Annotated in this window: 20 protein-coding genes; 6 read left to right on the top strand and 14 right to left on the bottom strand. The window is 37.2% G+C overall.

What is annotated here, in order from left to right; all coding sequences use genetic code 11:
- Nucleotides 1-46 precede the first annotated feature (46 nt).
- The 4 genes from ABDJ41_RS06425 to ABDJ41_RS06410 all read right to left on the bottom strand — a co-directional run bounded on the left by ABDJ41_RS06425 (nucleotide 47) and on the right by ABDJ41_RS06410 (nucleotide 3,855).
- Entirely contained in the window at nucleotides 47-1,435 is a 1,389-nt protein-coding gene (locus tag ABDJ41_RS06425) for a nucleoside permease (RefSeq protein ID WP_349785032.1), read from the bottom strand.
- Nucleotides 1,425-2,039, bottom strand: coding sequence for a bifunctional nuclease family protein (locus tag ABDJ41_RS06420; RefSeq protein WP_349785031.1), 615 nt, complete (start codon nucleotides 2,037-2,039; stop codon nucleotides 1,425-1,427). Before ABDJ41_RS06420 ends, ABDJ41_RS06425 begins: the two co-directional genes overlap by 11 nt.
- A gap of 67 nt (nucleotides 2,040-2,106) precedes the next feature.
- On the bottom strand, nucleotides 2,107-3,078 hold the full coding sequence (locus tag ABDJ41_RS06415) for an electron transfer flavoprotein subunit alpha/FixB family protein (RefSeq protein ID WP_349785030.1): 972 nt from the start codon (nucleotides 3,076-3,078) through the stop codon (nucleotides 2,107-2,109).
- A gap of 39 nt (nucleotides 3,079-3,117) precedes the next feature.
- Nucleotides 3,118-3,855 (bottom strand): electron transfer flavoprotein subunit beta/FixA family protein, encoded by a 738-nt coding sequence (locus ABDJ41_RS06410; protein ID WP_349785029.1) that lies wholly within the window; start codon nucleotides 3,853-3,855, stop codon nucleotides 3,118-3,120.
- A 138-nt stretch (nucleotides 3,856-3,993) separates the two neighbouring features.
- On the opposite strand from ABDJ41_RS06410, the gene ABDJ41_RS06405 reads away from it, so the two are divergent.
- Both ABDJ41_RS06405 and chrA read left to right on the top strand, forming a co-directional pair.
- Complete coding sequence (locus tag ABDJ41_RS06405; protein WP_349785028.1) at nucleotides 3,994-4,329, top strand: heme biosynthesis protein HemY; 336 nt, start codon at nucleotides 3,994-3,996, stop codon at nucleotides 4,327-4,329.
- Nucleotides 4,330-4,343: 14 nt separating this feature from the next.
- Nucleotides 4,344-5,543, top strand: a complete 1,200-nt coding sequence (gene chrA / locus ABDJ41_RS06400; protein WP_349785026.1) for a chromate efflux transporter — start codon at nucleotides 4,344-4,346, stop codon at nucleotides 5,541-5,543.
- A gap of 2 nt (nucleotides 5,544-5,545) precedes the next feature.
- Here the strand turns inward: chrA and dnaB are convergent, their stop codons facing one another.
- A complete protein-coding gene (dnaB, locus tag ABDJ41_RS06395; protein WP_349785025.1) occupies nucleotides 5,546-7,117 on the bottom strand; it encodes a replicative DNA helicase in 1,572 nt (523 codons plus the stop codon).
- 163 nt (nucleotides 7,118-7,280) lie between these two features.
- On the opposite strand from dnaB, the gene rlmB reads away from it, so the two are divergent.
- Entirely contained in the window at nucleotides 7,281-8,045 is a 765-nt protein-coding gene (rlmB, locus tag ABDJ41_RS06390; RefSeq protein WP_349785023.1) for a 23S rRNA (guanosine(2251)-2'-O)-methyltransferase RlmB, read from the top strand.
- Nucleotides 8,046-8,066: 21 nt separating this feature from the next.
- Here rlmB and ABDJ41_RS06385 read toward each other — a convergent pair whose 3' ends face one another.
- The 3 genes from ABDJ41_RS06385 to ABDJ41_RS06375 form a co-directional block, all read right to left on the bottom strand.
- Nucleotides 8,067-9,338, bottom strand: coding sequence for an Hsp70 family protein (locus tag ABDJ41_RS06385; protein WP_349785022.1), 1,272 nt, complete (start codon nucleotides 9,336-9,338; stop codon nucleotides 8,067-8,069).
- 96 nt (nucleotides 9,339-9,434) lie between these two features.
- Nucleotides 9,435-10,526 carry a mannose-1-phosphate guanylyltransferase gene (locus ABDJ41_RS06380; RefSeq protein WP_349785021.1) on the bottom strand — a complete coding sequence of 364 codons (1,092 nt, stop codon included), beginning with the start codon at nucleotides 10,524-10,526 and terminating at the stop codon, nucleotides 9,435-9,437.
- Nucleotides 10,527-10,542: 16 nt separating this feature from the next.
- On the bottom strand, nucleotides 10,543-11,508 hold the full coding sequence (locus tag ABDJ41_RS06375) for a KpsF/GutQ family sugar-phosphate isomerase (RefSeq protein ID WP_349785020.1): 966 nt from the start codon (nucleotides 11,506-11,508) through the stop codon (nucleotides 10,543-10,545).
- An 89-nt stretch (nucleotides 11,509-11,597) separates the two neighbouring features.
- Between ABDJ41_RS06375 and recQ the strand changes: the two genes are divergently transcribed.
- Nucleotides 11,598-13,787, top strand: a complete 2,190-nt coding sequence (recQ, locus tag ABDJ41_RS06370) for a DNA helicase RecQ (protein ID WP_349785019.1) — start codon at nucleotides 11,598-11,600, stop codon at nucleotides 13,785-13,787.
- A gap of 16 nt (nucleotides 13,788-13,803) precedes the next feature.
- On the top strand, nucleotides 13,804-14,619 hold the full coding sequence (gene kdsA, locus ABDJ41_RS06365) for a 3-deoxy-8-phosphooctulonate synthase (protein ID WP_349785018.1): 816 nt from the start codon (nucleotides 13,804-13,806) through the stop codon (nucleotides 14,617-14,619).
- 11 nt (nucleotides 14,620-14,630) lie between these two features.
- Here the strand turns inward: kdsA and ABDJ41_RS06360 are convergent, their stop codons facing one another.
- Together ABDJ41_RS06360 and ABDJ41_RS06355 are read right to left on the bottom strand one after the other, a co-directional pair.
- On the bottom strand, nucleotides 14,631-16,526 hold the full coding sequence (locus ABDJ41_RS06360; protein WP_349785017.1) for an OmpA family protein: 1,896 nt from the start codon (nucleotides 16,524-16,526) through the stop codon (nucleotides 14,631-14,633).
- Nucleotides 16,527-16,582: 56 nt separating this feature from the next.
- Nucleotides 16,583-17,206 (bottom strand): 7-carboxy-7-deazaguanine synthase QueE, encoded by a 624-nt coding sequence (locus ABDJ41_RS06355; RefSeq protein ID WP_349785015.1) that lies wholly within the window; start codon nucleotides 17,204-17,206, stop codon nucleotides 16,583-16,585.
- Between the two features lie 78 nt (nucleotides 17,207-17,284).
- On the opposite strand from ABDJ41_RS06355, the gene ABDJ41_RS06350 reads away from it, so the two are divergent.
- Nucleotides 17,285-17,626, top strand: a complete 342-nt coding sequence (locus tag ABDJ41_RS06350) for a Rieske (2Fe-2S) protein (protein ID WP_349785014.1) — start codon at nucleotides 17,285-17,287, stop codon at nucleotides 17,624-17,626.
- 25 nt (nucleotides 17,627-17,651) lie between these two features.
- Here ABDJ41_RS06350 and ABDJ41_RS06345 read toward each other — a convergent pair whose 3' ends face one another.
- From ABDJ41_RS06345 to ABDJ41_RS06330, 4 genes are all read right to left on the bottom strand, one after another.
- On the bottom strand, nucleotides 17,652-18,533 hold the full coding sequence (locus tag ABDJ41_RS06345) for a bifunctional 5,10-methylenetetrahydrofolate dehydrogenase/5,10-methenyltetrahydrofolate cyclohydrolase (protein WP_349785013.1): 882 nt from the start codon (nucleotides 18,531-18,533) through the stop codon (nucleotides 17,652-17,654).
- A 53-nt stretch (nucleotides 18,534-18,586) separates the two neighbouring features.
- Complete coding sequence (gene lepA, locus ABDJ41_RS06340; RefSeq protein WP_349785011.1) at nucleotides 18,587-20,374, bottom strand: translation elongation factor 4; 1,788 nt, start codon at nucleotides 20,372-20,374, stop codon at nucleotides 18,587-18,589.
- A gap of 114 nt (nucleotides 20,375-20,488) precedes the next feature.
- Nucleotides 20,489-21,220 carry a copper homeostasis protein CutC gene (locus tag ABDJ41_RS06335; protein WP_349785009.1) on the bottom strand — a complete coding sequence of 244 codons (732 nt, stop codon included), beginning with the start codon at nucleotides 21,218-21,220 and terminating at the stop codon, nucleotides 20,489-20,491.
- 33 nt (nucleotides 21,221-21,253) lie between these two features.
- The gene (locus ABDJ41_RS06330) at nucleotides 21,254-22,285 is read right to left on the bottom strand and encodes a glycosylasparaginase (protein ID WP_349785008.1); all 1,032 of its coding nucleotides are present in this window, start codon (nucleotides 22,283-22,285) and stop codon (nucleotides 21,254-21,256) included.
- Nucleotides 22,286-22,297: the final 12 nt, after the last annotated feature.

Raw genomic sequence — 22,297 nt, 5'->3', positions numbered from 1 at the left:
TAAAAAGAAAATCCCCGTTCAAATGAGCGGGGATTTTTTTATAATCTTAATGACCTAGTTTTTGTTCTATAGCTTTTTCTTCTGCAATGCTGTGCTTATGCTTAAACATAATAGCAAATACAATAGTGATAGTCAATGCATAAGCTGTAAAAGAAAGCCATATATGGTGCCAGTCTTTAACATCTAAAGCACGGCTTAAATCTCCATTCGTTAATACATCTATGCCCTTATTTTTTAAAAAGGTAAGTAAGTGCTGATTTGTAGGTTCTGTGTTGGCTATAGCCGCAAGCGATTGAATATCGTTGTAGTGTTTAGTGAAATATTTATCTATCATCCATCCTGATACCAGACTACCGAATACTGCTCCAAATCCATTAGTCATCATCATAAACATCCCTTGTGCAGAGGAACGTGTTTTAGCAGTTGTAGAAGTTTCTACAAAAAGAGAACCTGAAATGTTGAAGAAATCGAAAGCCATTCCATATACAACGCATGACATAACAATCATCCATAAATTACCTGCAGGGTCACCATAAGCAAAAAAACCGAAACGTAACACCCATGCCAGCATTGCAATCACAATTACTTTCTTGATACCAAATCGCTTTAAAAAGAAAGGGATCGCTAATATAAACAGGGTTTCTGAAACCTGTGAAATAGACATGATAATAGTAGAGTACCTGATGACAAATGAGTCTGCATAGGTAGGAAACAATTTAAATTCATCTAAAAATACATCACCATAAGCATTGGTCAGTTGAAGTGCACCACCTAAGAACATAGAAAAGATGAAGAATAAAGCCATTTTATAGTTCGCAAATAGCTTAAATGCCTCCAGACCTAAAGTTTGTGCAAAAGATTTCTTTTCTGTTTTTATACCTTGCGGTTGACATTTAGGTAGGGTAAAGGCATATAGACCTAATGCAAGCGCTGCAGTTCCGGCAATATAGAATTGATAAGCAGTAGCTTTATTTCCTGTTAAGTTTGTTGTCCACATAGCAACAATAAAACCTATAGTACCCCATACTCTGATTGGAGGGAAGTCCTTAATCACATCAAATGATCCGGATTTTAACGTCGTATAGGAAATTGAATTGCTTAAAGATATAGTAGGCATGTAAAAACACATGGCTACTAACATTACCCAAAAGAAACCATTAGGGCTATTTACTTGTGGTAAATAAAATAAAACACCCGCATACAAAATATGCAGAATACCATAAAGGACTTCTGCATTTACCCATTTGTCGGCAATAATACCACTTAACGTGGGCATTAAAAGTGAAGCAAAACCCATAGTGGCAAAAATGGCACCGAATTGTGTGCCATCCCATTGTTTTGTGCCGAACCAGTAATTAGCTATAGTGATTAGCCAGGCACCCCAGACGAAGAATTGCATAAAACTCATCAGGGTTAAGCGAAACTTAACGTTCATTATTTCTTTTGTTTAGTTCGTCACGTATGCGGGCAGCTTTTTCATAGGCCTCTTCTGCTAGCGCTTCCTGAAGCTTTTGATTTAATTCTTCTATACTTAATGATTTATAACTTGAAGATGGGATGGAGGAAAGGTCTTCAGCTCCTTTTTCTTTTGGAAGTGTATCCATATTTTCCAAAAAAAGAAAATCATTACCTTCTATTACAATACCGGCCGATGATAAAATGAACTCGTAGGTATAAATAGCGGCGTTGAAACGAACGGCTAATGCAATTGCATCAGAAGTACGGGCATCAATTTCGTGTGTGGTTTTTCCATCTGTGCAAATTAGTTTGGCATAAAATACACCTTCTACCAGGTTGTAAATCAGGACTTCCTGAATTTCAATATTATAAATCTGTGCAAATGTCTTGAATAGGTCATGGGTTAAGGGCCTGCTCGGGGTCATTTTTTCTATCTCTATGGCGATAGCCTGTGCTTCGAACGCACCAATTATAATTGGTAACCGTCTTCTACCATTTACTTCTCCAAGCACGAGTGCATAGGCCCCGGATTGGGTTTGGCTATAAGATAAACCAACGATGTCTAGTTTTACTTTCTTCATTTTGCTGAAATGTCATGTTAAGCTTGCTAAAAACATTACTTATTTAGCAAGCTCAGAATGACAAATATTACCCTTTATGTGCTTTTAATGCCTCAATTAATTTTGGTACTACTTCAAATGCATCACCAACAATTCCATAGTCAGCAACTTTAAAGAATGGAGCTTCAGGATCTTTATTGATAACTACAATTACTTTTGAAGAACTAACACCCGCTAAGTGCTGAATAGCTCCCGAAATACCTATTGCAATATACAAATTTGGACTGATGGCAATACCAGTTTGTCCAACGTGTTCTGAGTGTGGTCTCCAGTCTGCATCTGAGACTGGTTTAGAGCATGCTGTAGCAGCACCAAGCAAATCAGCCAATTCTTCTATCATTCCCCAGTTCTCAGGGCCTTTAAGACCTCTGCCTGCGGAAACAACAAGTTCTGCATCTGGTAATGAAACTTTATTTGTAGCCCTGACAACCTCTTTTACGATAGCAGTAAGGTCAGTTGATTTTACTTCAGGATTAAAAGTCTCAATTGTTGCATCCGTAGCATTTTCCTTAGTGCCAAATGCATTTGGATTAACCGCAATTACTTTTACTGCAGAAGTTAGTTCTGTTACAGCAAAGGCTTTTCCAGAGAATGCTGTTTTCTTTACCTGGAATTTTCCACCATCTAGTTGTGGCAACTCAATAGCACCATCAACTAATCCAGCTTCAAGTTTTACTGCAATACGAGGTGCCAATCCCTTTCCTGAGAATGAATTAGACAAAACTACAATGTCAGCATTTTCTTTTTTCGCTGCTTCAGCAATTACTGCTGCATAAGCTTGGTTTACAAAGTTCTTTAATTGATCATTAGAAACATTCAAAATCTTTGAAGCACCATATTTACCCAATTCTTTAAGTTCCGGCTCACCAACATTACCAATAGAAATGGCTGTTAAATTGCTATTTTGTTTATCTGCAATGGCTTTTGCATAAGAAACCGCTTCATAAACTGATTTCTTAAATTTACCATCAACTTGTTCTACATATACTAAAACTGACATAAGGTCTTGATTAAATGATTTAAAATTTGAAGCTGGAGTCTAGATAACTTTTGCCTCGTGGTGTAATAGGTCGATTAATTTAGCAGTTTCTTCTGCTGGTACTAATTTAACTGCGCCACGGGGTGGAGGTGTTTCAAATTGCTGTACTTTACTAAGTTGTGCTATATCTTTAGCTTCAACTACCTGAAGGGGCTTAGTACGTGCTGACATAATTCCTCTCATATTTGGGATTTTCGGTTCAGCAGTTCCTTCTGCACAACTAGCTATGAATTTTCCAGTCACTGAAATTACTTCTTTACCGCCTTCAATTTCACGCTCAATTGTTGCAGTTGATCCATCGTAATCTAACTTTTTAATAATAGATATTGATGGGATATCTAAAAATTCCCCAACCATGGCAGCTACTTGCGAACCATTGTAGTCAATCGACTCACGTCCGCAAAGGATCATATCATAATCATTGGCCTTTGCATATTCAGCGATTTGGTATGCTGTAAAATAAGCATCTCTTGGCGCAGCATTAATTCTGACTGCATCATCAGCTCCAATAGCTAAAGCTTTTCTAATAGTTGGGTCTGTAAAACTCTCACCCACATTGACTACCGTAACTGTTCCTTTTCCACCTTCGCAAAGCTCAATTGCTCTTGATAACGCAATTTCATCATAAGGGTTGACAATAAATTGTACTCCTGCTGTATTGAATTGTGTATTATCGTTGGTAAAAGTTATTTTTGTCGTCGTGTCGGGCACATTACTGATACAAACTAATATTTTCATAGGATCACATATTGATTTTTAATATTTAACCCAAAGATGGGTTCATAGAATTAATATATTTGATTGTTAAAGGTTAAAGAAGTCCTTAAACTTCTAAATGTCTTTTTGCAAATCTAATTAAAAAAGCAGGGAATTAAAATGCAAAGTACCCGATTAATAAAGTTATTGGAGTTTTTAGAAAGTGATCCTAATGATCCCTTTGTTCTGTATGCTCTGGCTACAGAGTATAACAGTTCAAATGATACTGAAAAAGCGTTGGAATATTACTTAAAGCTGATAAATGACCATCCAGATTATGTGGGGACTTATTATCATCTGGGGAAACTTTATCAGAAATTAGATCAAACAGATGCTGCTTTAGAAATTTATCAGAAAGGGATGCTAGCAGCCAGGACAAAAAGAGATATGCATGCTTTTTCGGAACTTCAGGGAGCATACAACTCGGCAGCTGGTTTAGATTATGAAGATGATTAACTAAATTGAAGCAGGTGAGCAAAAGGCAGTTGTTGTTTATTAGAAATGTAACTCTTTTTACTTTTACGGCTTTTGGGGGAGCACAGGCACATTTGGCACTTCTGCTCAAATATTTTGTGAAAAATGTGGCATTTATTTCTGAAGAAGAACTATTGGAATTAAATGCGCTTGCACAAGTATTGCCTGGTCCGGCGTCTACGCAAACACTTGTCGGTGTTGCTTATAAAGTAGGAGGATTAAAGCTTTCAATCATCACTTTTTTAATCTGGATTTTGCCGTCAGCTGCAATTATGACCTTTGCAGCTATAACTTTTGGAAAGCTGGATCAGAAAGGCAAGTTCACCGATATTCTGGAATATGTAGAGCCCATTGCACTTGGAATTGTAGCTTATGGGGCATTTAATCTTGCTAAAAGGATTTTAGTATCACAGTTAACTATATTTTTAGCAATCTCGGCTGTTATTGTCACTTTGGTTTTGAGAAATGCTTACGTTTTTCCCTTGGCCATATTAATGGGAGGGATGATATCATCGGCAATAGGTACACCAGCAGAAGAAAGTAATATCAGATTGAATTTATTTTCAAATATCAATCCCAAAAAGCTAAGTTATTTTTTTGGTGTATTGTTGATTTTAGCTCTTATGGGAGCTATAATTAATAGAACATCACCATTTAGTTTGCCCATCAGGCTTTTTGAAAATTTTTACCGCAATGGTATTGTGATTTTTGGGGGTGGACAAGTTTTAGTTCCACTAATGTTTACCGAGTTTGTACAAATGAAGCAATATCTTAGTGCTTCGGGTTTTTTATCGGGTTTCGCTTTGCAACAGGCATTGCCAGGCCCGACATTTTCTTTTACAAGTTATTTGGGTGCATTGAGTATGCGTAATTTTGGTTTCGGGATAAGTGGACAGATTTTGGGAGGGGTAGTTGGAGTTATAGGAATTAATTTACCCGGAGTAATATTAGTGTTGTTTATTGTCCCTTTCTGGGAAGACCTTAAAAAAATTACCCGCATTAAATACTCCTTAACGGGTATTAATGCGGTGAGTGTAGGTTTTATTATTGCAGCTTTTATCCTGTTACTAACGCCCATTGCCTTAAATGCATTGGCAATTGTAATTATGGTTATTACTTTTCTGGTACTTAATTATACCAAAATCAGTACACCATTTATTGTACTTGCCGGAATTTTACTAGGCTATTTTTTGTAGATTTAAAATGGCGCATCATCATGCATATCGTCCATGCGTGAAGGTTTAATAATTACATTTCCTGCTGGTCTGTCAAAATCTTGCGAAGGTGTCATACCTGCACTTGGGCTATCCATTGAGAATGAAGTTGGTGCAGAGAAACTCTCTTCCAAATCAGCAAATTTAACGTATTTACCAATAAAACGAAGTGGTACAATACCCGTTTCACCATTTCTGTGCTTGGCAATAATTACTTCACCAACACCGGCTTGTGAACGGCCTTGCTCATCTTCTGTGATACCGTAATATTCAGGTCTGTATAAGAATAAAACCATGTCTGCATCCTGCTCAATAGACCCAGATTCACGCAAATCTGATAGCATTGGCCTCTTTCCATTCACTCCAGGCCTACTTTCTACCGCACGACTTAATTGCGAAAGAGCTAGTACCGGTACGTTTAACTCTTTAGCAACAGATTTTAAAGCTCTTGAAATACTACCAATTTCCTGCTCCCTGTTTCCGCCACCGCCTTGACCTTCACCTTTACCATGCATCAACTGCAAATAATCGATAATGATTAATTGTATATCATATTGCGCTTTTAGCCTTCTACATTTAGCTCTGAATTCAAATATGTTAAGTGCAGGTGTATCATCAATTAATAGGGGAGCTTCAGTTAGTCCACCTATTTTGCTATGTAGTTGTTGCCATTCCCATTCTTGTAGATTCCCTTTTCTGATTTTCTCTTGTTCAATTTCAGCTTCTCCGGAAATCAGACGATTTACAAGCTGTACGGAAGACATCTCTAAAGAAAATACTACTGCTGGACGGTGGAATTGTACACTGGCATTTCTGGCACAAGTTAATACGAATGCAGTTTTACCCATCGCAGGACGTGCTGCAATAATTACCAAATCCGAAGGTTGCCACCCGCCGGTAATACGGTCAAGATCTGTAAAACCTGAAGGTACCCCAGTTAAACCATCACTCTTGCTTCGTAATTCCTCTAGTGTAGCCAATGATTGTTTTACAATCTCATCCATTTTCTGTGTATCTCTACGCAGGTTGTTTTGTGCAATATCAAATAAACCCTTTTCAGCCTGGTCTAAAAGATCGAAAATATCGGTTGTATCTTCGTAAGCATTAGATATGATCTCTGATGAAATTCTGATCAGTTCCCTTTGAATATATTTCTGAGATACAATCCTGGCATGAAACTCTATATTCGCAGCAGAAGCAACTCTGTTTGTCAGATTCGTAATGTAATAAGCTCCCCCAATCATTTCCAATAAGCCAAGTGTACGCATTTCAGACGTAACTGTTAATATATCAACTGGCTTTGATTTTTGAAAGAGTCCCTGGATAGCTTCAAATATTTTCCTATGCGCTTCATTATAAAACATTTCAGGTTTAAGGATGTCAATAACAGTAGATAATGCATCCTTTTCGAGCATCAGTGCACCTAGAACCGCTTCTTCAAGATCTGTAGCTTGTGGAGGTATTCGCCCCATAGTACTTATCGTGTTGCTTAAACGGTTTTTTCTTGCACTAAAATTTGCCTTATCATTTCCTTGGGATTGGGGATCGTTACTCATAGCTACAAAATTATGTAAAAAATAAGTCCTTTCGCTAATTGTTTACTCACATTTAGACATTCCTCAATACTTGCATTACAGTATTGCCTTATGAAATTTTAGATTTTTGCTAACAAAACTATGTGGAAAAGAATCCTTATTTTTGCGGTTCAATTTTATATTAATGGAAAATTTCCGGAGACCTTCAAGATCTAAAGAAAATAATGAATTCGTATTTGGTATACGTGCTGTAATAGAGGCGATTAAAGCTGGAAAAGATGTAGAGAGTATTTATATACAACGCGGACTTACCGGTGGGATCATATTGGAGCTAAAGGCCTTATTAAAAGGGACTGATATTCCTGTACATAATGTGCCGATTGAAAAATTAAACCGCATGACCCAAAAGAACCATCAGGGGGTTATCGCAGTTATATCAGCTATCTCTTTTCAAAAAATTGAAGATATCATTCCAACAATTTATGAAAAAGGGCAGACGCCATTAGTATTGATTCTTGATGGGGTTACTGATGTAAGAAACATGGGGGCTATTGCCCGTACGGCTGCTTGTGCTGGTGTACATGCTATAATTGTTCCTTCAAAAAATTCAGCACAAATTAATGCAGATGCTATAAAAACTTCTGCAGGAGCATTGTTTAGTATTCCGGTATGCAGACATCAGAACTTACATAAAGTAGCTTTGTATTTGCAGGAATGCGGCTTGCAGATCGTGGCTTGCACTGAAAAAACCAACGACCTAATATATGTGCCTGATTATACAGCTCCAACAGCTATTGTAATGGGCGCTGAAGATGAGGGAATTTCCAATGAGATAATGCGTATGGCAAATCACCTGGCCAAAATTCCTATGATAGGAGAGATCAGTTCCCTCAATGTATCTGTATCGGCAGGTGTTATTTTGTATGAGGCCATCAGACAGCGGCAATAGCTGACTGATGACCATTTTTTATTATTCTTCGTTAAATAAGTAACCGCTATAAGCTAACCCTTTAGCAACACTCATAAAGTTATCTCCGGTATGCATTGGGGTATCAGGGAATCTGACTTTAAATAAGTTTTTAACGGCAAGTACCATTGATGTTCCCCCTGTTAAAAATAAGCTGTTTATTTCTTCAGGCTTAATCTGATGCTGCAATAAAAAGGCATCAAGATACTGGCTGATCTTTCTGATATCCTTATCAATAACTGTTTCATATTGTTCAATAGAAATAGCTTCGTCAATCTCGATCTCCATTTCTGAATAATTGAATTTTGAAGTACTTTGTTTAGATAGTTCTATTTTTGTTTGCTCTATAGTTTGGAATATAGAGTAGCCTAAGTTGTTATCTATAAGTGTAATAAGGTTTTTGAATGTCTTGTCCTGCTTGGAGTAATGATAGTATGTCTGAATGTCATTTTTTACCTTTAATCCATTGAAAAAGTTCATTTGTTCCCATGAGCATATATTAGAAAATAGGGAAACAGGAACTTTTAACATTTTTCCAGGGGCAGCTTCATACATGGTGTGTTTCCCGAAATATGGCGTGCCCTTTTCCCACATAAAAGCTGAATCAAAGCTGTCGCCACCAATATATATACCTCCTGTTGCAATAATGTCTTTTTTACGGTCTTTACTGCCAATTTTTGCAGGATCTAGCTCCAGATAGGTAAAATCTGTAGTTCCACCACCCAGATCGGCAACTAATACTTTTTCTTTTTTACTAATGGTTTTTTCGTAGGCAAAAGCCGCTCCAATAGGTTCAAACTGAAATCTTACTTCATTAAATCCTGCATTCTCTGCTGCTTTAGTTAATCTTTTTTGTGCTAGTGCATCCTTAGTGGTATTGTCATCATCAAAGAAAACAGGTCTGCCGATAACAGCTTTCTGACAATCAATGCCAGTAATCAGGTCTGCCTTAGTCTTTAATTCTTTTAAAATTAAGGTCACCAGGTCAGAAGCATTTAATCTTTTATGGTGGATCCTTGTTTCGATAAAGCTGCTTCTTGGCAGTATTCGTTTAATTGATTTCATAAAACGGCCCTTCATTCCGTCAGCCAGGTATGCTGCTATAGCTTCTTCTCCAACTACATATTTCAATGGCTCTGCTGCACTCTGTTCACTTCCAAAGTATAAAATTGAAGGCACAATAATCGTTTCTATAATTTGATTTTTCTCTTCATCAAAAATAGATAGGGCAGAATTGGTTGTTCCAAAATCAATTCCGTATAAAAACTTACTCATTGTAAAAAACTCAAAATGTTTAAAGGGGAATAAAAAGACATCCGAACCTGGTTTTAGTCCAGACCCGGATGTAGGTATAGAAAAATAAGCTGAGGGCTAGATATACTTTGTGCCAAATTTAGCTTTTACATCTGCAACGATTTGTTTAATAGATTGTTCTTCTGTGCGTGGACAGATAAGTAATGTGTTGTTAGATTCTACAACGATATAATCATGTAAGCCTTGAAGAATAACTAGTTTATCTTTAGGTACATTAACCATACAATTTGAAGAATCAAACATCATTACCTTTTCAGTAGGTATCACCGCATTGCCAACGTAATCATGTTCAGCAATATCATATATTGAAGCCCAGGTGCCTAAATCAGACCAGCCAAACTCTGCAGGTAGCACATAAACATTATCAGCTTTTTCCATAATGGCAAAATCTATAGAAATGTTTGTACATTGCTGATAGGCATCACTGATAAATTGTTTTTCATTTTCAGTGTTATATAAAGCGCGTCCCTGTAAAAATATCTCATGCATATCAGGAAGGTGCTTGTGGAATGATTCATTTATTGACTTTGCAGACCAGATAAATATCCCGGCATTCCATAGGAAATCGCCACTTTGTATAAATGATTTCGCGAGCTCAATATTTGGCTTTTCAGTAAATATCTTCACCTTATGGATTTGCTCGTCAGTTTTTAGTGTATTCTCTACATATTGAATATAACCATATCCTGTATCTGGTCTGCTTGGTTTAATACCTAGCGTAATCAGACAATTGTTTTCAGAAGCTGCTTTTAAAGATTGCTCAATTGCCGATACAAAAGCATCCTGATTGGTTATGGTATGATCTGATGGCGCAACAACAATGGTTGCATTTGGATTCAGACTCGCAATCTTCATTGATCCGTAAGAAATGCAGGGCGCTGTGTTCCTCATTATAGGCTCAGCCAGGATCTGATTTTCTTTTAAATCAGGTAATTGCTCTTTAACGATATCTATGTAGATTTCATTAGTTACAATAAATATATTTTCAGGTGGACATATCTTTAAAAAACGATCATAAGTACTTTGAATCAACGTTTTTCCGACACCAAAGAAGTCAATGAATTGTTTTGGGAACTCAGTCCTGCTTACCGGCCAGAACCGACTGCCAACACCGCCGGCCATTATCAATGCGTAATTATTCTTATTCATGCTAAATTAGAAAGTATTATATGATTCCCTCTTGAAGGAGGTCATGCAAATGTACGATACCAAAGTAATTTCCGGCATCTGTTACTAACAATTGGGTTATGTTATTTTCTTTTATGACATCAAGTGCACTTATTGCCAATAAATCTTTTTCTATTCTCTTCGGATTTGAATTCATTAAGTCTCTAGCTTTAATATTGCTTAAATCAGAATGATTCTCCAGCATCCTTCTGATGTCACCATCAGTAATGATACCTAAAATCTTGTTCGTCTCTACAACAACAACTGCACCAAGACGGTTTCTGCTAATTTCTACGATCACATCTTTAACCGATGCATCTGGACTGATACTTGGTTTTTGGTTTTTAAGTGCCAGTTCACCCGTCTTTAAATATAATTTTTTACCTAATGCTCCGCCTGGATGATATCTCGCAAAATCTTGCTCATTAAAATTCCGGGTATGCAATAAACACATTGCCAGCGCATCACCCATAGCAAGCTGTGCAGTGGTGCTGGTAGTTGGAGCAAGATTATGCGGACAAGCCTCTTTTTCAACAGTAGTATTTAAAACCAGATCAGCTTGCTTAGCTAGTTCTGAATTCATTTGCCCAATCATGCCGATCATGATATTCCCAGACTGTTTAAGTAGGGGAGCAAGTACTTTTATTTCAGGTGTATTTCCACTGTTGGAAATGCAGATAACAATGTCGTTTTTCTGGATCATTCCAAGGTCTCCATGTACTGCATCTGCAGCGTGCATAAATATGGAAGGAGTACCAGTTGAGTTGAAAGTTGCTACAATTTTTTGTGCAATAATGGCACTTTTGCCAATTCCCGTAACGATTATACGTCCGTTACTTTCAATAATTAAGTCAACAACTTTAACAAAATCATCATTTATATTTTTAATTAAGCCTAAAATTGCATCAGCCTCTAACTGTAAAGTGCTGACACCCGCCTCGATAATAGATTTTTTACTTTTCAAACAGAATTTATTAGTATATTGATGCTTTGAATTAGTGCAAAATTATGTTATTTTGAAGTAAATATAGCACTGAATATTTTATACACGAAATGGATGTGAAAAAGTCGTTGTTTGACAACTTACAAACCTTTTTTGGTTTTGATAATTTTAAGGGTGATCAGGAGTCAATAATCACCAATGTTCTTGAGAAGAAGAATACTTTTGTGATCATGCCCACAGGGGGGGGGAAATCCATATGTTACCAGTTACCTGCATTGATGAATGAAGGTACAGCAATTGTTATTTCACCACTAATAGCACTGATGAAAAATCAGGTAGATCAATTGAGAGCTTTTGGTGGAAGTGATAGTATTGCACATTTTTTAAACTCGTCACTGAACAAAACAGAAATTGCCCAGGTAAAGGGAGATTTATTAAGCGGACAAACTAAGTTACTTTATGTTGCTCCTGAGTCGCTTTCTAAACAGGATAATATTGAATTCCTGAAACTGATTAAAATATCTTTTGTAGCGGTAGATGAGGCTCACTGTATTTCCGAGTGGGGACATGATTTCAGACCCGAGTATCGTAAGATCAGACAGGTTATTAGTGGCTTGGGTGAGGGTATTCCTATCATAGCCTTAACTGCAACAGCCACTCCTAAAGTGCAGCATGATATCATTAAAAATCTTCAGATGAGCGATGCAACACTGTTTAAGTCTTCATTTAACAGGCCTAACTTGTTTTATGAAATCAGACCTAAACGCGATATCATAAAAGAGATTATCAGGTATATAAAATACAACACTGGTAAATCTGGAATTATCTATTGCTTAAGCCGTAAAAAGGTAGAAGAAGTCGCTGAAGCTTTGAATTTGAACGGTATTAAGGCTTTACCTTACCATGCTGGATTAGAACCTAAAGTTAGAGCTGAAACTCAGGACAAGTTTCTAATGGAAGATGTAGAGGTGATTGTAGCGACCATAGCTTTTGGTATGGGAATAGATAAACCTGATGTTCGTTTTGTAATACACCACGATATCCCTAAAAGTATGGAAGGCTATTACCAGGAAACAGGTAGAGCTGGAAGAGATGGTGGAGAAGGGGTTTGTATTGCTTTCTATGCACAAAAGGACGTAGATAAACTGGCTAAGTTTATGAAAGATAAACCTGTTTCTGAAAGAGAAATAGGTACTCAGATTTTAAAAGAGGTTATTGATTATGCTGAATCGGCTGTCTGCAGAAGAAAGCAGATCCTTCACTATTTCGGGGAAAACTTTAATGAAACAGGTTGTAACTGTATGTGCGACAACTGTAAAAAGCCGAAGACTCTTTTTGAAGCTGAAGATTCATTGTCTTTACTTCTCAAATTAATTCAGAAAGTAGGGGAGAAATTTGATGATTCGCATATCCTTAATTTAATTATGGGATCTGAAACAGCACAAACTATTGCTTACGAACATAGTAAACTTCCTGAATTTGGAATAGGTGTTGTGGAAGGAGAGAGCTACTGGAAATCTTTGGTTAGACAGGCTGTATTAAATAACTTCCTTTCTAAAGATATTGATAACTATGGACTACTGGGTTTAACCAATTCAGGCCGTGACTTTATCGAAAATCCTTATAGCCTTAAGTTTATCCTGAATGAGCCGATTGAAAGTGCAGCGGATGATGATGAAGATGATGTAAAACATGGTTCAGGAACAACGGATACTCAGTTATTGCAACTGCTTAAAGATCTGCGAAAGAAAATAGCCAAACAGAAAAATGTACCTCCATTTGTCGTTTTCCAAGATCCATCACTAGAAGAAATGTGTACACATTATCCTATAGCTATGGATGAATTGAAGCAGATTTCTGGAGTAGGAAATGGTAAAGCATTAAAGTTTGGTGCTCCTTTTCTGGAATTGATTAAGAAATATGTGGAAGATAATGATATTGAACGCCCTATAGATCTGATCATTAAAACACAGGCCAATAAATCGCAGCTTAAAGTCTCCATTATTCAAAATATCGATAGAAAGATAGGCCTTGAAGATATCGCTAAGGCTAAAGGCATCACTTATGATGACATTTTGAAAGAAATAGAAGCTATCGTAAACTCAGGAACTAAACTAAACCTGAACTATTTTGTGGATGAAGTAATTGACGAAGACAGACAAGATGAAGTATTTGATTATTTCCAATCTGCTGAAAATGACTCTATAGATGAGGCATTGAAAGAGTTGGGAGAAACTGACTACTCACGCGAAGAAATACAGCTGATGCGTATAAAGTTTATGTCTGAATTAGGAAATTAATACTATAACAAAAGTAATGACCAACATTTCATTAGATAATTTAAAAAATATAGATTCTGGTAACTTCTTTTTAATGGCAGGACCATGTGCAATAGAAGGTGAAGAGATTGCACTTAGAATAGCTGAACGATTGGTAACAATTACTGATAAACTAGAGATTCCTTTTATTTTTAAGGGTTCTTACCGTAAAGCAAATCGTTCTAAAGGTGGTTCTTTTACTGGAATAGGTGACGAAAAAGCATTGAAGATCTTAGAGAAGATTGGAAAGACTTTTAGTGTACCGACCGTAACCGACATTCATGAAAGTGCGGAAGCTGCTATGGCAGCAGCCTATGTTGATGTACTTCAAATTCCAGCATTCCTTTGTCGTCAGACTGATTTACTAATCGCTGCTGCTAAAACAAATAAAGTAGTAAATGTAAAAAAAGGCCAGTTTCTTTCTGCGGGATCAATGAAGTTTGCTGTAGAAAAAATTGTAGAGTCAAGTAACAATAAGGTAATCCTTACGGACAGGGGGAATACTTTTGGTTACCAGGATTTAATCGTTGATTATCGCGGAATTCCGGAAATGCAAAGTTTTGGTGTTCCGGTAGTAATGGATTGTACACATTCATTGCAACAGCCTAATCAAAGTTCTGGTGTAACTGGTGGTAAGCCCGAATTGATAGAAACCATTGCTAAAGCAGCTATTGCGGTGGGTGCTGATGGATTGTTTATTGAAACGCATCCTGATCCGGCTAATGCAAAATCCGATGGTGCAAATATGCTGCATCTGGATTTGATAGAAGAGCTATTAGTGAAGTTAATAAGAATAAGAAAAGCGGTTATTTAACCGCTTTTTTCTTAGATTTTTGTAACTACAAAAGAGGTTCTCCTGTTTTGTTTTCTTTGCACTTCTGTGTCGTTCGGTGCTATGGGATTTTTAGCTCCATAGCCTTTAAAGTTCAATCTTTCAGGAGCAATTCTATTTTCAATCAGATAATCATAAACGGCTTTAGCGCGTTGTAATGATAGTTTTTCATTGATTATATCATTACCCACATTGTCAGTATGTCCTTGTATCTCTATAGCCAGATTGGTATGGTCTTGAAGGAGCTCTTTAAGCGTATTTAGTTCTGTAACTGATGCAGGTAAAAGATTATAGGAATTGGTATCGAAGAAAACATTTCTCATCACCATATTTTTTCCAATAATCAATTTATCGAGTCTAACTGATAAAATAAATGGATTATTGATATAGGCAGTGTCAAGCGCATAGTTTTCCGAATAAAATATATAACCATTTGCACTCACATTAAAGGCATAATTTCCTCCAATAGGCATTACCGCTAAAAAATCCCCAGTTTCTGCTGAGGTATAATCACTATACTCAATTTTCCTGTTTTTTAAGTTTACAACGTGGACTTTCGCTTCTAAAAAAGCATTGGTCTCTTTGTCTGTCACAATCCCTTTAACATAAGTAATCGGAAGCGGCTTTTTACTTTCGGGCATTTTAAACTGGTAAATATCCATATCTCCATAACCGCCCTTTAAGTTCGATGAAAATAAACCGTAATTGCCATCAGGAGTTACAATTAAACCTGTTTCTTCATTAAAAGTGTTAATAGGATAACCTAGGTTTTCGGGTTTGGACCAGTTGCCCTTTTCATCAGAACGGCTCATGAAAATATCCTTATTGCCCATTCCTGGCCAACCATCCGAAGAAAAGTACAAAGTCTTTCCATCAGGATGTATAAAAGGAGTGTGTTCATCGTAAGGCGTATTAATGTTTGGTCCAAGGTTTTCAGGGGTCGTCCAAAAGCCATCTGCTTTTAACATACTTTTCCATATATCATAGCCCCCTAAACCACCAGGTCTGTTACTTACAAAGTATAAAGTACTTCCATCTGGACTAATGGCAGGTTGAGATTCCCAATAAGTAGAATTAATTGGTGCGCCAAGATTAAATGGTTCGCCCCATTCTTTTCCAATTTTATGACTAACATATATATCACAACGTCCTAAACCATCCGGACGATTACAGCCTGTAAAAAATAGATACCTGCCATCAGCAGAAATAGATTGTGCCCCTTCATTATATTTTGAAGTATTAATCTGGTTACTCAGAGGAGTTGGGCTACTCCATAGTTTATCCTTTAAAGAAGAAACATAGAAGTCTTCATTATCATCTATTTTTCTGCTAAAAATGAGTTGATTGCCATCTGCAGTGACAGAGGGAAAATAATCACGGTGAACAGAGTTGATTTCAGCCCCCATGTTTACTGGTTCGTATTTTATAGGATTTTTCAATGCTACAATGGCAAATTCACAATCCTTTGCATACTTTTTTGCTTTGTCTATAAAGTCAGGATCATTGCCTGTATAAGTATTTATGAACAGCTTTAGATGTTTTAAGGCATTTACGTAATCACCAGTATGTATCTCAGCTTCAGCATAACCATAATAAAATCTAGGTTCCAGATTACTCCCTAAAGCAAGTGCACTGTTGTAGTTTTGCTTTGCCTGCTCATATAATTTAAGTCTGCGGCTGATATCTGCTAATTGAAAAAAGGCAAACTGAAAAGTGGGATCAGTTTTCACAGCCTCCTGTAATAAAGTTACTGCATGATCATAATTGCTAGAAGCAAGTTGTACCTGTGCCTTATCATAACTTGATTGCGCTTTTTTTACCGTAGAGGTTTGCGCATCAGCATTTTTGATAATACAAAAAAGGAATAGTAAAAGCGCAATTTTCTTCATTTATGCCAAGTTATAATAACTATAAGGTTAAATGTAAAAAAAATAATCTATTCCGTTTAAGGGATGTTTAGATACTTATGTGTCTGTAAGGAAATTTCCCACTTAGGATTGGCCATTACATAATCAATAATCAGCGGAGTCATCTCTTTAGATTTTGACCATTCTGGTTGTAAATACAACTTGCAGTTCTCGGAAACTGATTCTGCATATTTCTCTGCCCATTCAAAATCACTCTTATTAAAAACAATTACCTTAAGCTCATTTGCAAAAGGAGTAATATCAGGACGTGGAGCCTTAAATTTCTTAGGAGATAAACAAATCCAGTCCCACTCTCCAGATAAAGGGTAAGCACCAGATGTTTCAATAAAAGTTAATATACCCTTGCTACGAAGTGATTTTGTCAGATAGTCAAGGTTATAAATCAAAGGTTCACCACCAGTAATCACTACAGCTTTGCCAGGAAAAGTATCTGCTTTCGCAACTATATCATCAGTTAAAGTAAGCGGATGTAACTCAGCATCCCAGCTTTCTTTTACATCGCACCAGTGGCACCCCACATCACAACCGCCTAAACGGATAAAGTATGCTGCTTTTCCAGTGTTAAATCCTTCCCCCTGTATAGTGTAAAACTCTTCCATTAAAGGAAGTAACGTGCCGTCTTCTGGTATTTGATGTGCCATAATTAAGGAGGCAAAGGTAAATAAATATCCGTTTAAAATGAGATTATATGTATCTTGACACCAATAAATGACCAACTCATGAATAAGTTAAAGTGGCATAAAATAGATACAGAAATACCAGAAGAGGAATTTGTGAAACAAATTATGGTAGATGGTAAAAAATTATGCCTGGTAAAACATGAAGGAGAGTTTTTTGTGGTACAGAATTATTGTCCACATGCAGGAGGTGTTTTGAGTGGCGGTTGGTGTAAAAATGGCCATTTGATTTGTCCTATCCATCGTTGGGAATACAATTTACAGACAGGAAGAGGAGCAGAGGGGCAGGGCGACTATATAAATAAATATCCCGTAGAGCTCAGGGCCGACGGGATATATGTAGGTTTTAAAGAAAGTTGGATTAAAAAGCTGTTTGGCAGTTAATACCAATTTCTTTTATAATATTTATTTAGCTGTAAATCTCGCCTTTAGCTGATGCCAGTGTGTTTTTAAGTAATCCCACTATGGTCATCAAACCAACGCCACCCGGAACCGGAGTAATCCATGAAGACTTAGGCGCAACATTTTCAAAATCCACATCACCAAATAACTTATAGCCGGACTTAGTTTGGTCAGAAGTTTCTCTGTTGATACCTACGTCGATAATAATCGCACCTGGTTTTACCATATCGGCAGTAACAAAGTTCTTTTTACCAATTGCAGCAACAATAATATCAGCTTGTAGAGCCAATTCTTTTAAATTAGCAGTTTTACTATGTGTAAGCGTTACTGTGCAGTTTCCTGGGTTAGCATTACGTGCCATAAGGATACTCATAGGGCTACCAACAATATTACTACGACCAACAACCACACAGTGTTTACCAGTAGTATCAATTTGATAAGCTTGTAACATCAATAAAATACCATAAGGTGTAGCAGGAATAAAACAAGGTAGGTTGCGCATCATTCTTCCAAGGTTTACTGGGTGAAAACCATCAACATCCTTACGGTAGTCGATCATTTCAGTTACCTTTTCGGGATCAATATGTTTAGGAAGAGGAAGCTGTACAATTAAGCCATCAACCCCAGCATCCTGATTAATCTCCTGGATCTTATTCAACAGTTCATCTTCAGTTACAGTAACATCATATCTGATCAGAGAGGATTGAAAACCAACCTTCTCACAGTTTTTCATTTTACTGGCAACATAAGTTTCGCTACCACCATCGTTACCCACTAAAATTGCAACCAGGTGTGGTTTTCGGCCACTAGTAGCTAAAAAGTCTGCAGCTTCAGCTGCTATTTCCTGTTTTATTTTTTCTGATGCGAATTTTCCGTCAAGTAACTGCATGTATGATAATGTTGTTTGTTATTAAAAATTAGATGAACTTATAAATTAAAAGACTAATCCAGTTTTAGAACAGCCATAAAAGCTGTTTGTGGAATCTCTACGTTACCAACCTGGCGCATACGTTTCTTTCCTTGCTTCTGTTTTTCAAGTAACTTACGCTTACGTGAAATATCACCACCATAACATTTAGCAGTAACATCTTTGCGTAAAGCACTAAGTGTTTCCCTTGCAATAACTTTTGCACCGATAGATGCCTGTATTTTAATCTCGAATTGCTGACGAGGGATAAGCTCTCTCAACTTTTCGCAAATTTTCTTTCCAAAATCATACGCATTACTGCGGTGGATTAAGGAAGATAAAGCATCAACAGGTTCTTCATTAAGCAACATATCTAACCTTACCAGGTCTGATTTACGATAACCAATCTGATGATAATCAAATGAAGCGTAACCTTTAGAAATTGTTTTAAGCTTATCATAGAAATCGAAAACGATTTCACCCATAGGCATTTCAAAAACAAGCTCTACACGATCTGAAGTTAAGTATGATTGATTAATAATAATACCTCTTTTTTGGATACAAAGGGACATTACCGGGCCAACAAATTCAGCTTTTGTAATGATATTTGCTTTAATGAAAGGCTCTTCAACAGACTCTAACTTACTTGGATCAGGTAAATCAGATGGATTGTTTACTGTTACTTCGTCTCCTTTTGTAGTATAAGCAATATAAGATACGTTGGGAACGGTGGTAATAACCGTCATATCGAATTCACGCTCCAAACGCTCCTGGATAATTTCCATGTGTAACATGCCAAGGAATCCGCAACGGAAACCAAAACCTAATGCTGCAGAACTTTCTGGTTCGAAAACAATTGAAGCATCGTTTAGCTGTAATTTATGCATGGCTTCACGTAGCTCCTCAAAATCATCCGTGTCAACAGGGTAAATACCAGCGAAAACCATTGGCTTAACCTCTTCAAACCCTTGGATAGACTCTAATGAAGGCCTGTCTACAGTAGTAATTGTATCCCCAACCTTTACTTCACGAGCTTCTTTAATTCCAGAAATGATATAACCTACATCCCCGGTTTTAACTACATTACGTGGCGACATATCCAGTTTAAGGATACCAACTTCATCAGCTAAATACTGTTTACCAGTGTTGATGAACTTCACTTTGTCACCTTTTTTAATTTCTCCGTTTACTACTTTATAGTAGGCAATAATTCCCCTGAAAGGGTTAAAAACTGAGTCAAAGATCAAAGCTTGCAATGGAGCTTCAGGATCACCAACTGGTGCAGGAACACGATCTACAATAGCTTGTATGATATCTGGTATACCCATTCCAGTTTTTCCGGAAGCAGGGATAATTTCCTCACGTTTACAACCAATCAAATCAATAATCTGGTCTTTTACTTCCTCAGGCATAGCTCCAGGTAAGTCCATTTTATTTAAAATCGGAATAATTTCAAGGTCATGCTCTAAAGCAAGATATAAGTTTGAAATGGTTTGTGCCTGAATACCCTGAGACGCGTCTACAATAAGTAAAGCACCTTCACAGGCAGCGATAGAACGAGAAACCTCATAAGAAAAATCTACGTGTCCAGGTGTATCAATCAGGTTGAAATTGTATTCAATTTCACCAACCTTATAATTCATTTGTATAGCGTGGCTTTTGATCGTGATACCACGTTCACGCTCTAAATCCATGTTATCCAGCAATTGAGCTTGAGACTCACGTTGTGAAATGGTTTTAGTGTATTCCAATAAACGGTCAGCTAAAGTGCTTTTACCGTGGTCAATATGTGCAATTATGCAGAAATTACGTATGTGCTTCATCAGTTGCGCAAATATAAGAGTTTGACTGGATTATTTTATGTAATTTAATACCTACAATATTTAATTTACATCACTTGCACAAATACATATATTATAATACTAAGCTTGAGGAGCTTATCCTGGTTTGTTAGCCAGTTCAATCAAGATTTTAACTGTATCGGCGTCGGTCAGATCGTAACTAAATTCATCAGCAACACTTCCCATATTTAGCCTTGGATTTCTATATACCATATTGCTTTTTACGGCATGCTTTGCAGAAGCATGAAATTCTGAGGCCCCTGTAGTTTTTATAAGCTTGGCTATATTGCCTGTATTAATACCCGCTCCAGGCATAATAATAATGCGTCCGGCAGCCTGTTTAATCAGTTTAGCAATCATTTCAGCCCCATTGATAGCGGAAGACTCTCCACCAGAGGTCAGGATTCTTTCACAACCTAGAGAAACAACAGCTTCCAATGATGTTTCCAGATTATAACTCATGTCAAAAGCCCTATGAAAGGTAACGGGCATAGGACTGGCTAACTCAATCAATTCAGCACATCTTTCCATGTCTATACTACCATCGGCATTTAAGATACCAATGACAACACCATCACAGTTTAAGGCTTTACAGATTTTGATGTCGCTCTTCATGATATTGAATTCCATTTCATTGTACAGGAAATCGCCACCGCGGGGCCTTATGATAGGATATACTTTAATAGATAGGTGCTCTTTAGCTAATGCTATTTGTGCATAACTGGGTGTTGTTCCACCTTCAGCTAAATTGTCACACAATTCAACCCGAATAGCTCCACCTCTTTGTGCTTCAAGCGCCGACTCCAACGAGTTTGCGCAGACTTCCATATTTATCATATACCTGATGAAGAAATTGAATAATTAATAATAGCTTTTTCCAGGAATCAATAAATCCCTTTTTTGTTCAGTACATACAGCATAACTAAAGCCTTGCTGAATAGCATATGCACCATATTCACCTTTTTTGTTTAAGGCTAAAAAGCCTACCTGTATGTTTTTAGCTGTGTCGGGTTTTTTCTTAATAATTCTAATTACAGCCTCTTTACAGGCATCAGTGGGACTATAGCCTTGTCGCATTAGTTCTACAACAAGGAAGCTGCCGACATTGCGAATTACTTCCTCTCCAACACCTGTAGATGTAGCACCTCCAATTTCATTATCAACATATAGTCCAGCGCCAATTATAGGGCTGTCACCAACACGTCCGTGTAATTTATAAGCCATTCCACTAGTTGTACAAGCTCCTGATAAATTGCCATTAATATCCAGCGCTAACATACCAATGGTATCATGATTATATTGGTTGCCGGGTAATTTAGTAGGGGCAGACTTATTGTATAACTTATTTTCGATATTCATTACAGGAGCATACTTAGCCGTTTTAAGCCATTCTTTCCAGGCTTTCTCACTTTCTTTAGTCAGTAGGTTCACCTTTTTGAAACCATTTTCAAGTGCAAATTGTAATGCGCCATCACCAACCAACATCACATGAGGCGTCTTTTCCATCACAAGTCTTGCAACAGAAATTGGATGCATAATGTGTTCCAGGCCAGCCACTGAGCCGCAATTACCTCGCTCATCCATAATACAGGCATCAAGTGTTATATGACCATCTCTATCAGGTAAGCCGCCATAACCTACAGACTGGTTTTTAGGATCTGCTTCAGGTACGCGAACACCTTTCTCTACAGCGTCAAGTGCTCTTCCGCCGGTCGACAAGATTTTCCATGCGTCTTTATTGGCAGCAATACCAAAATCCCAGGTCGATATCACGATTGGCTTTACATCAGCTTTAAGAATAGGAGGAGTTAAAGCGGCTATACTTTTTTTATCAGCCACAATCAGCGATGCAGAGATAGCAGTTGCTTTTATAAACTTTCGACGACTAAACATGTTGTCGTATTT

Origin of the sequence: Pedobacter sp. ASV1-7, assembly GCF_040203335.1 — a bacterium.
GTDB lineage: Bacteria > Bacteroidota > Bacteroidia > Sphingobacteriales > Sphingobacteriaceae > Pedobacter.
The sequence above is the reverse complement of the archived record's forward strand: the minus strand, read 5'-3'. Positions and strand labels throughout refer to the sequence as shown.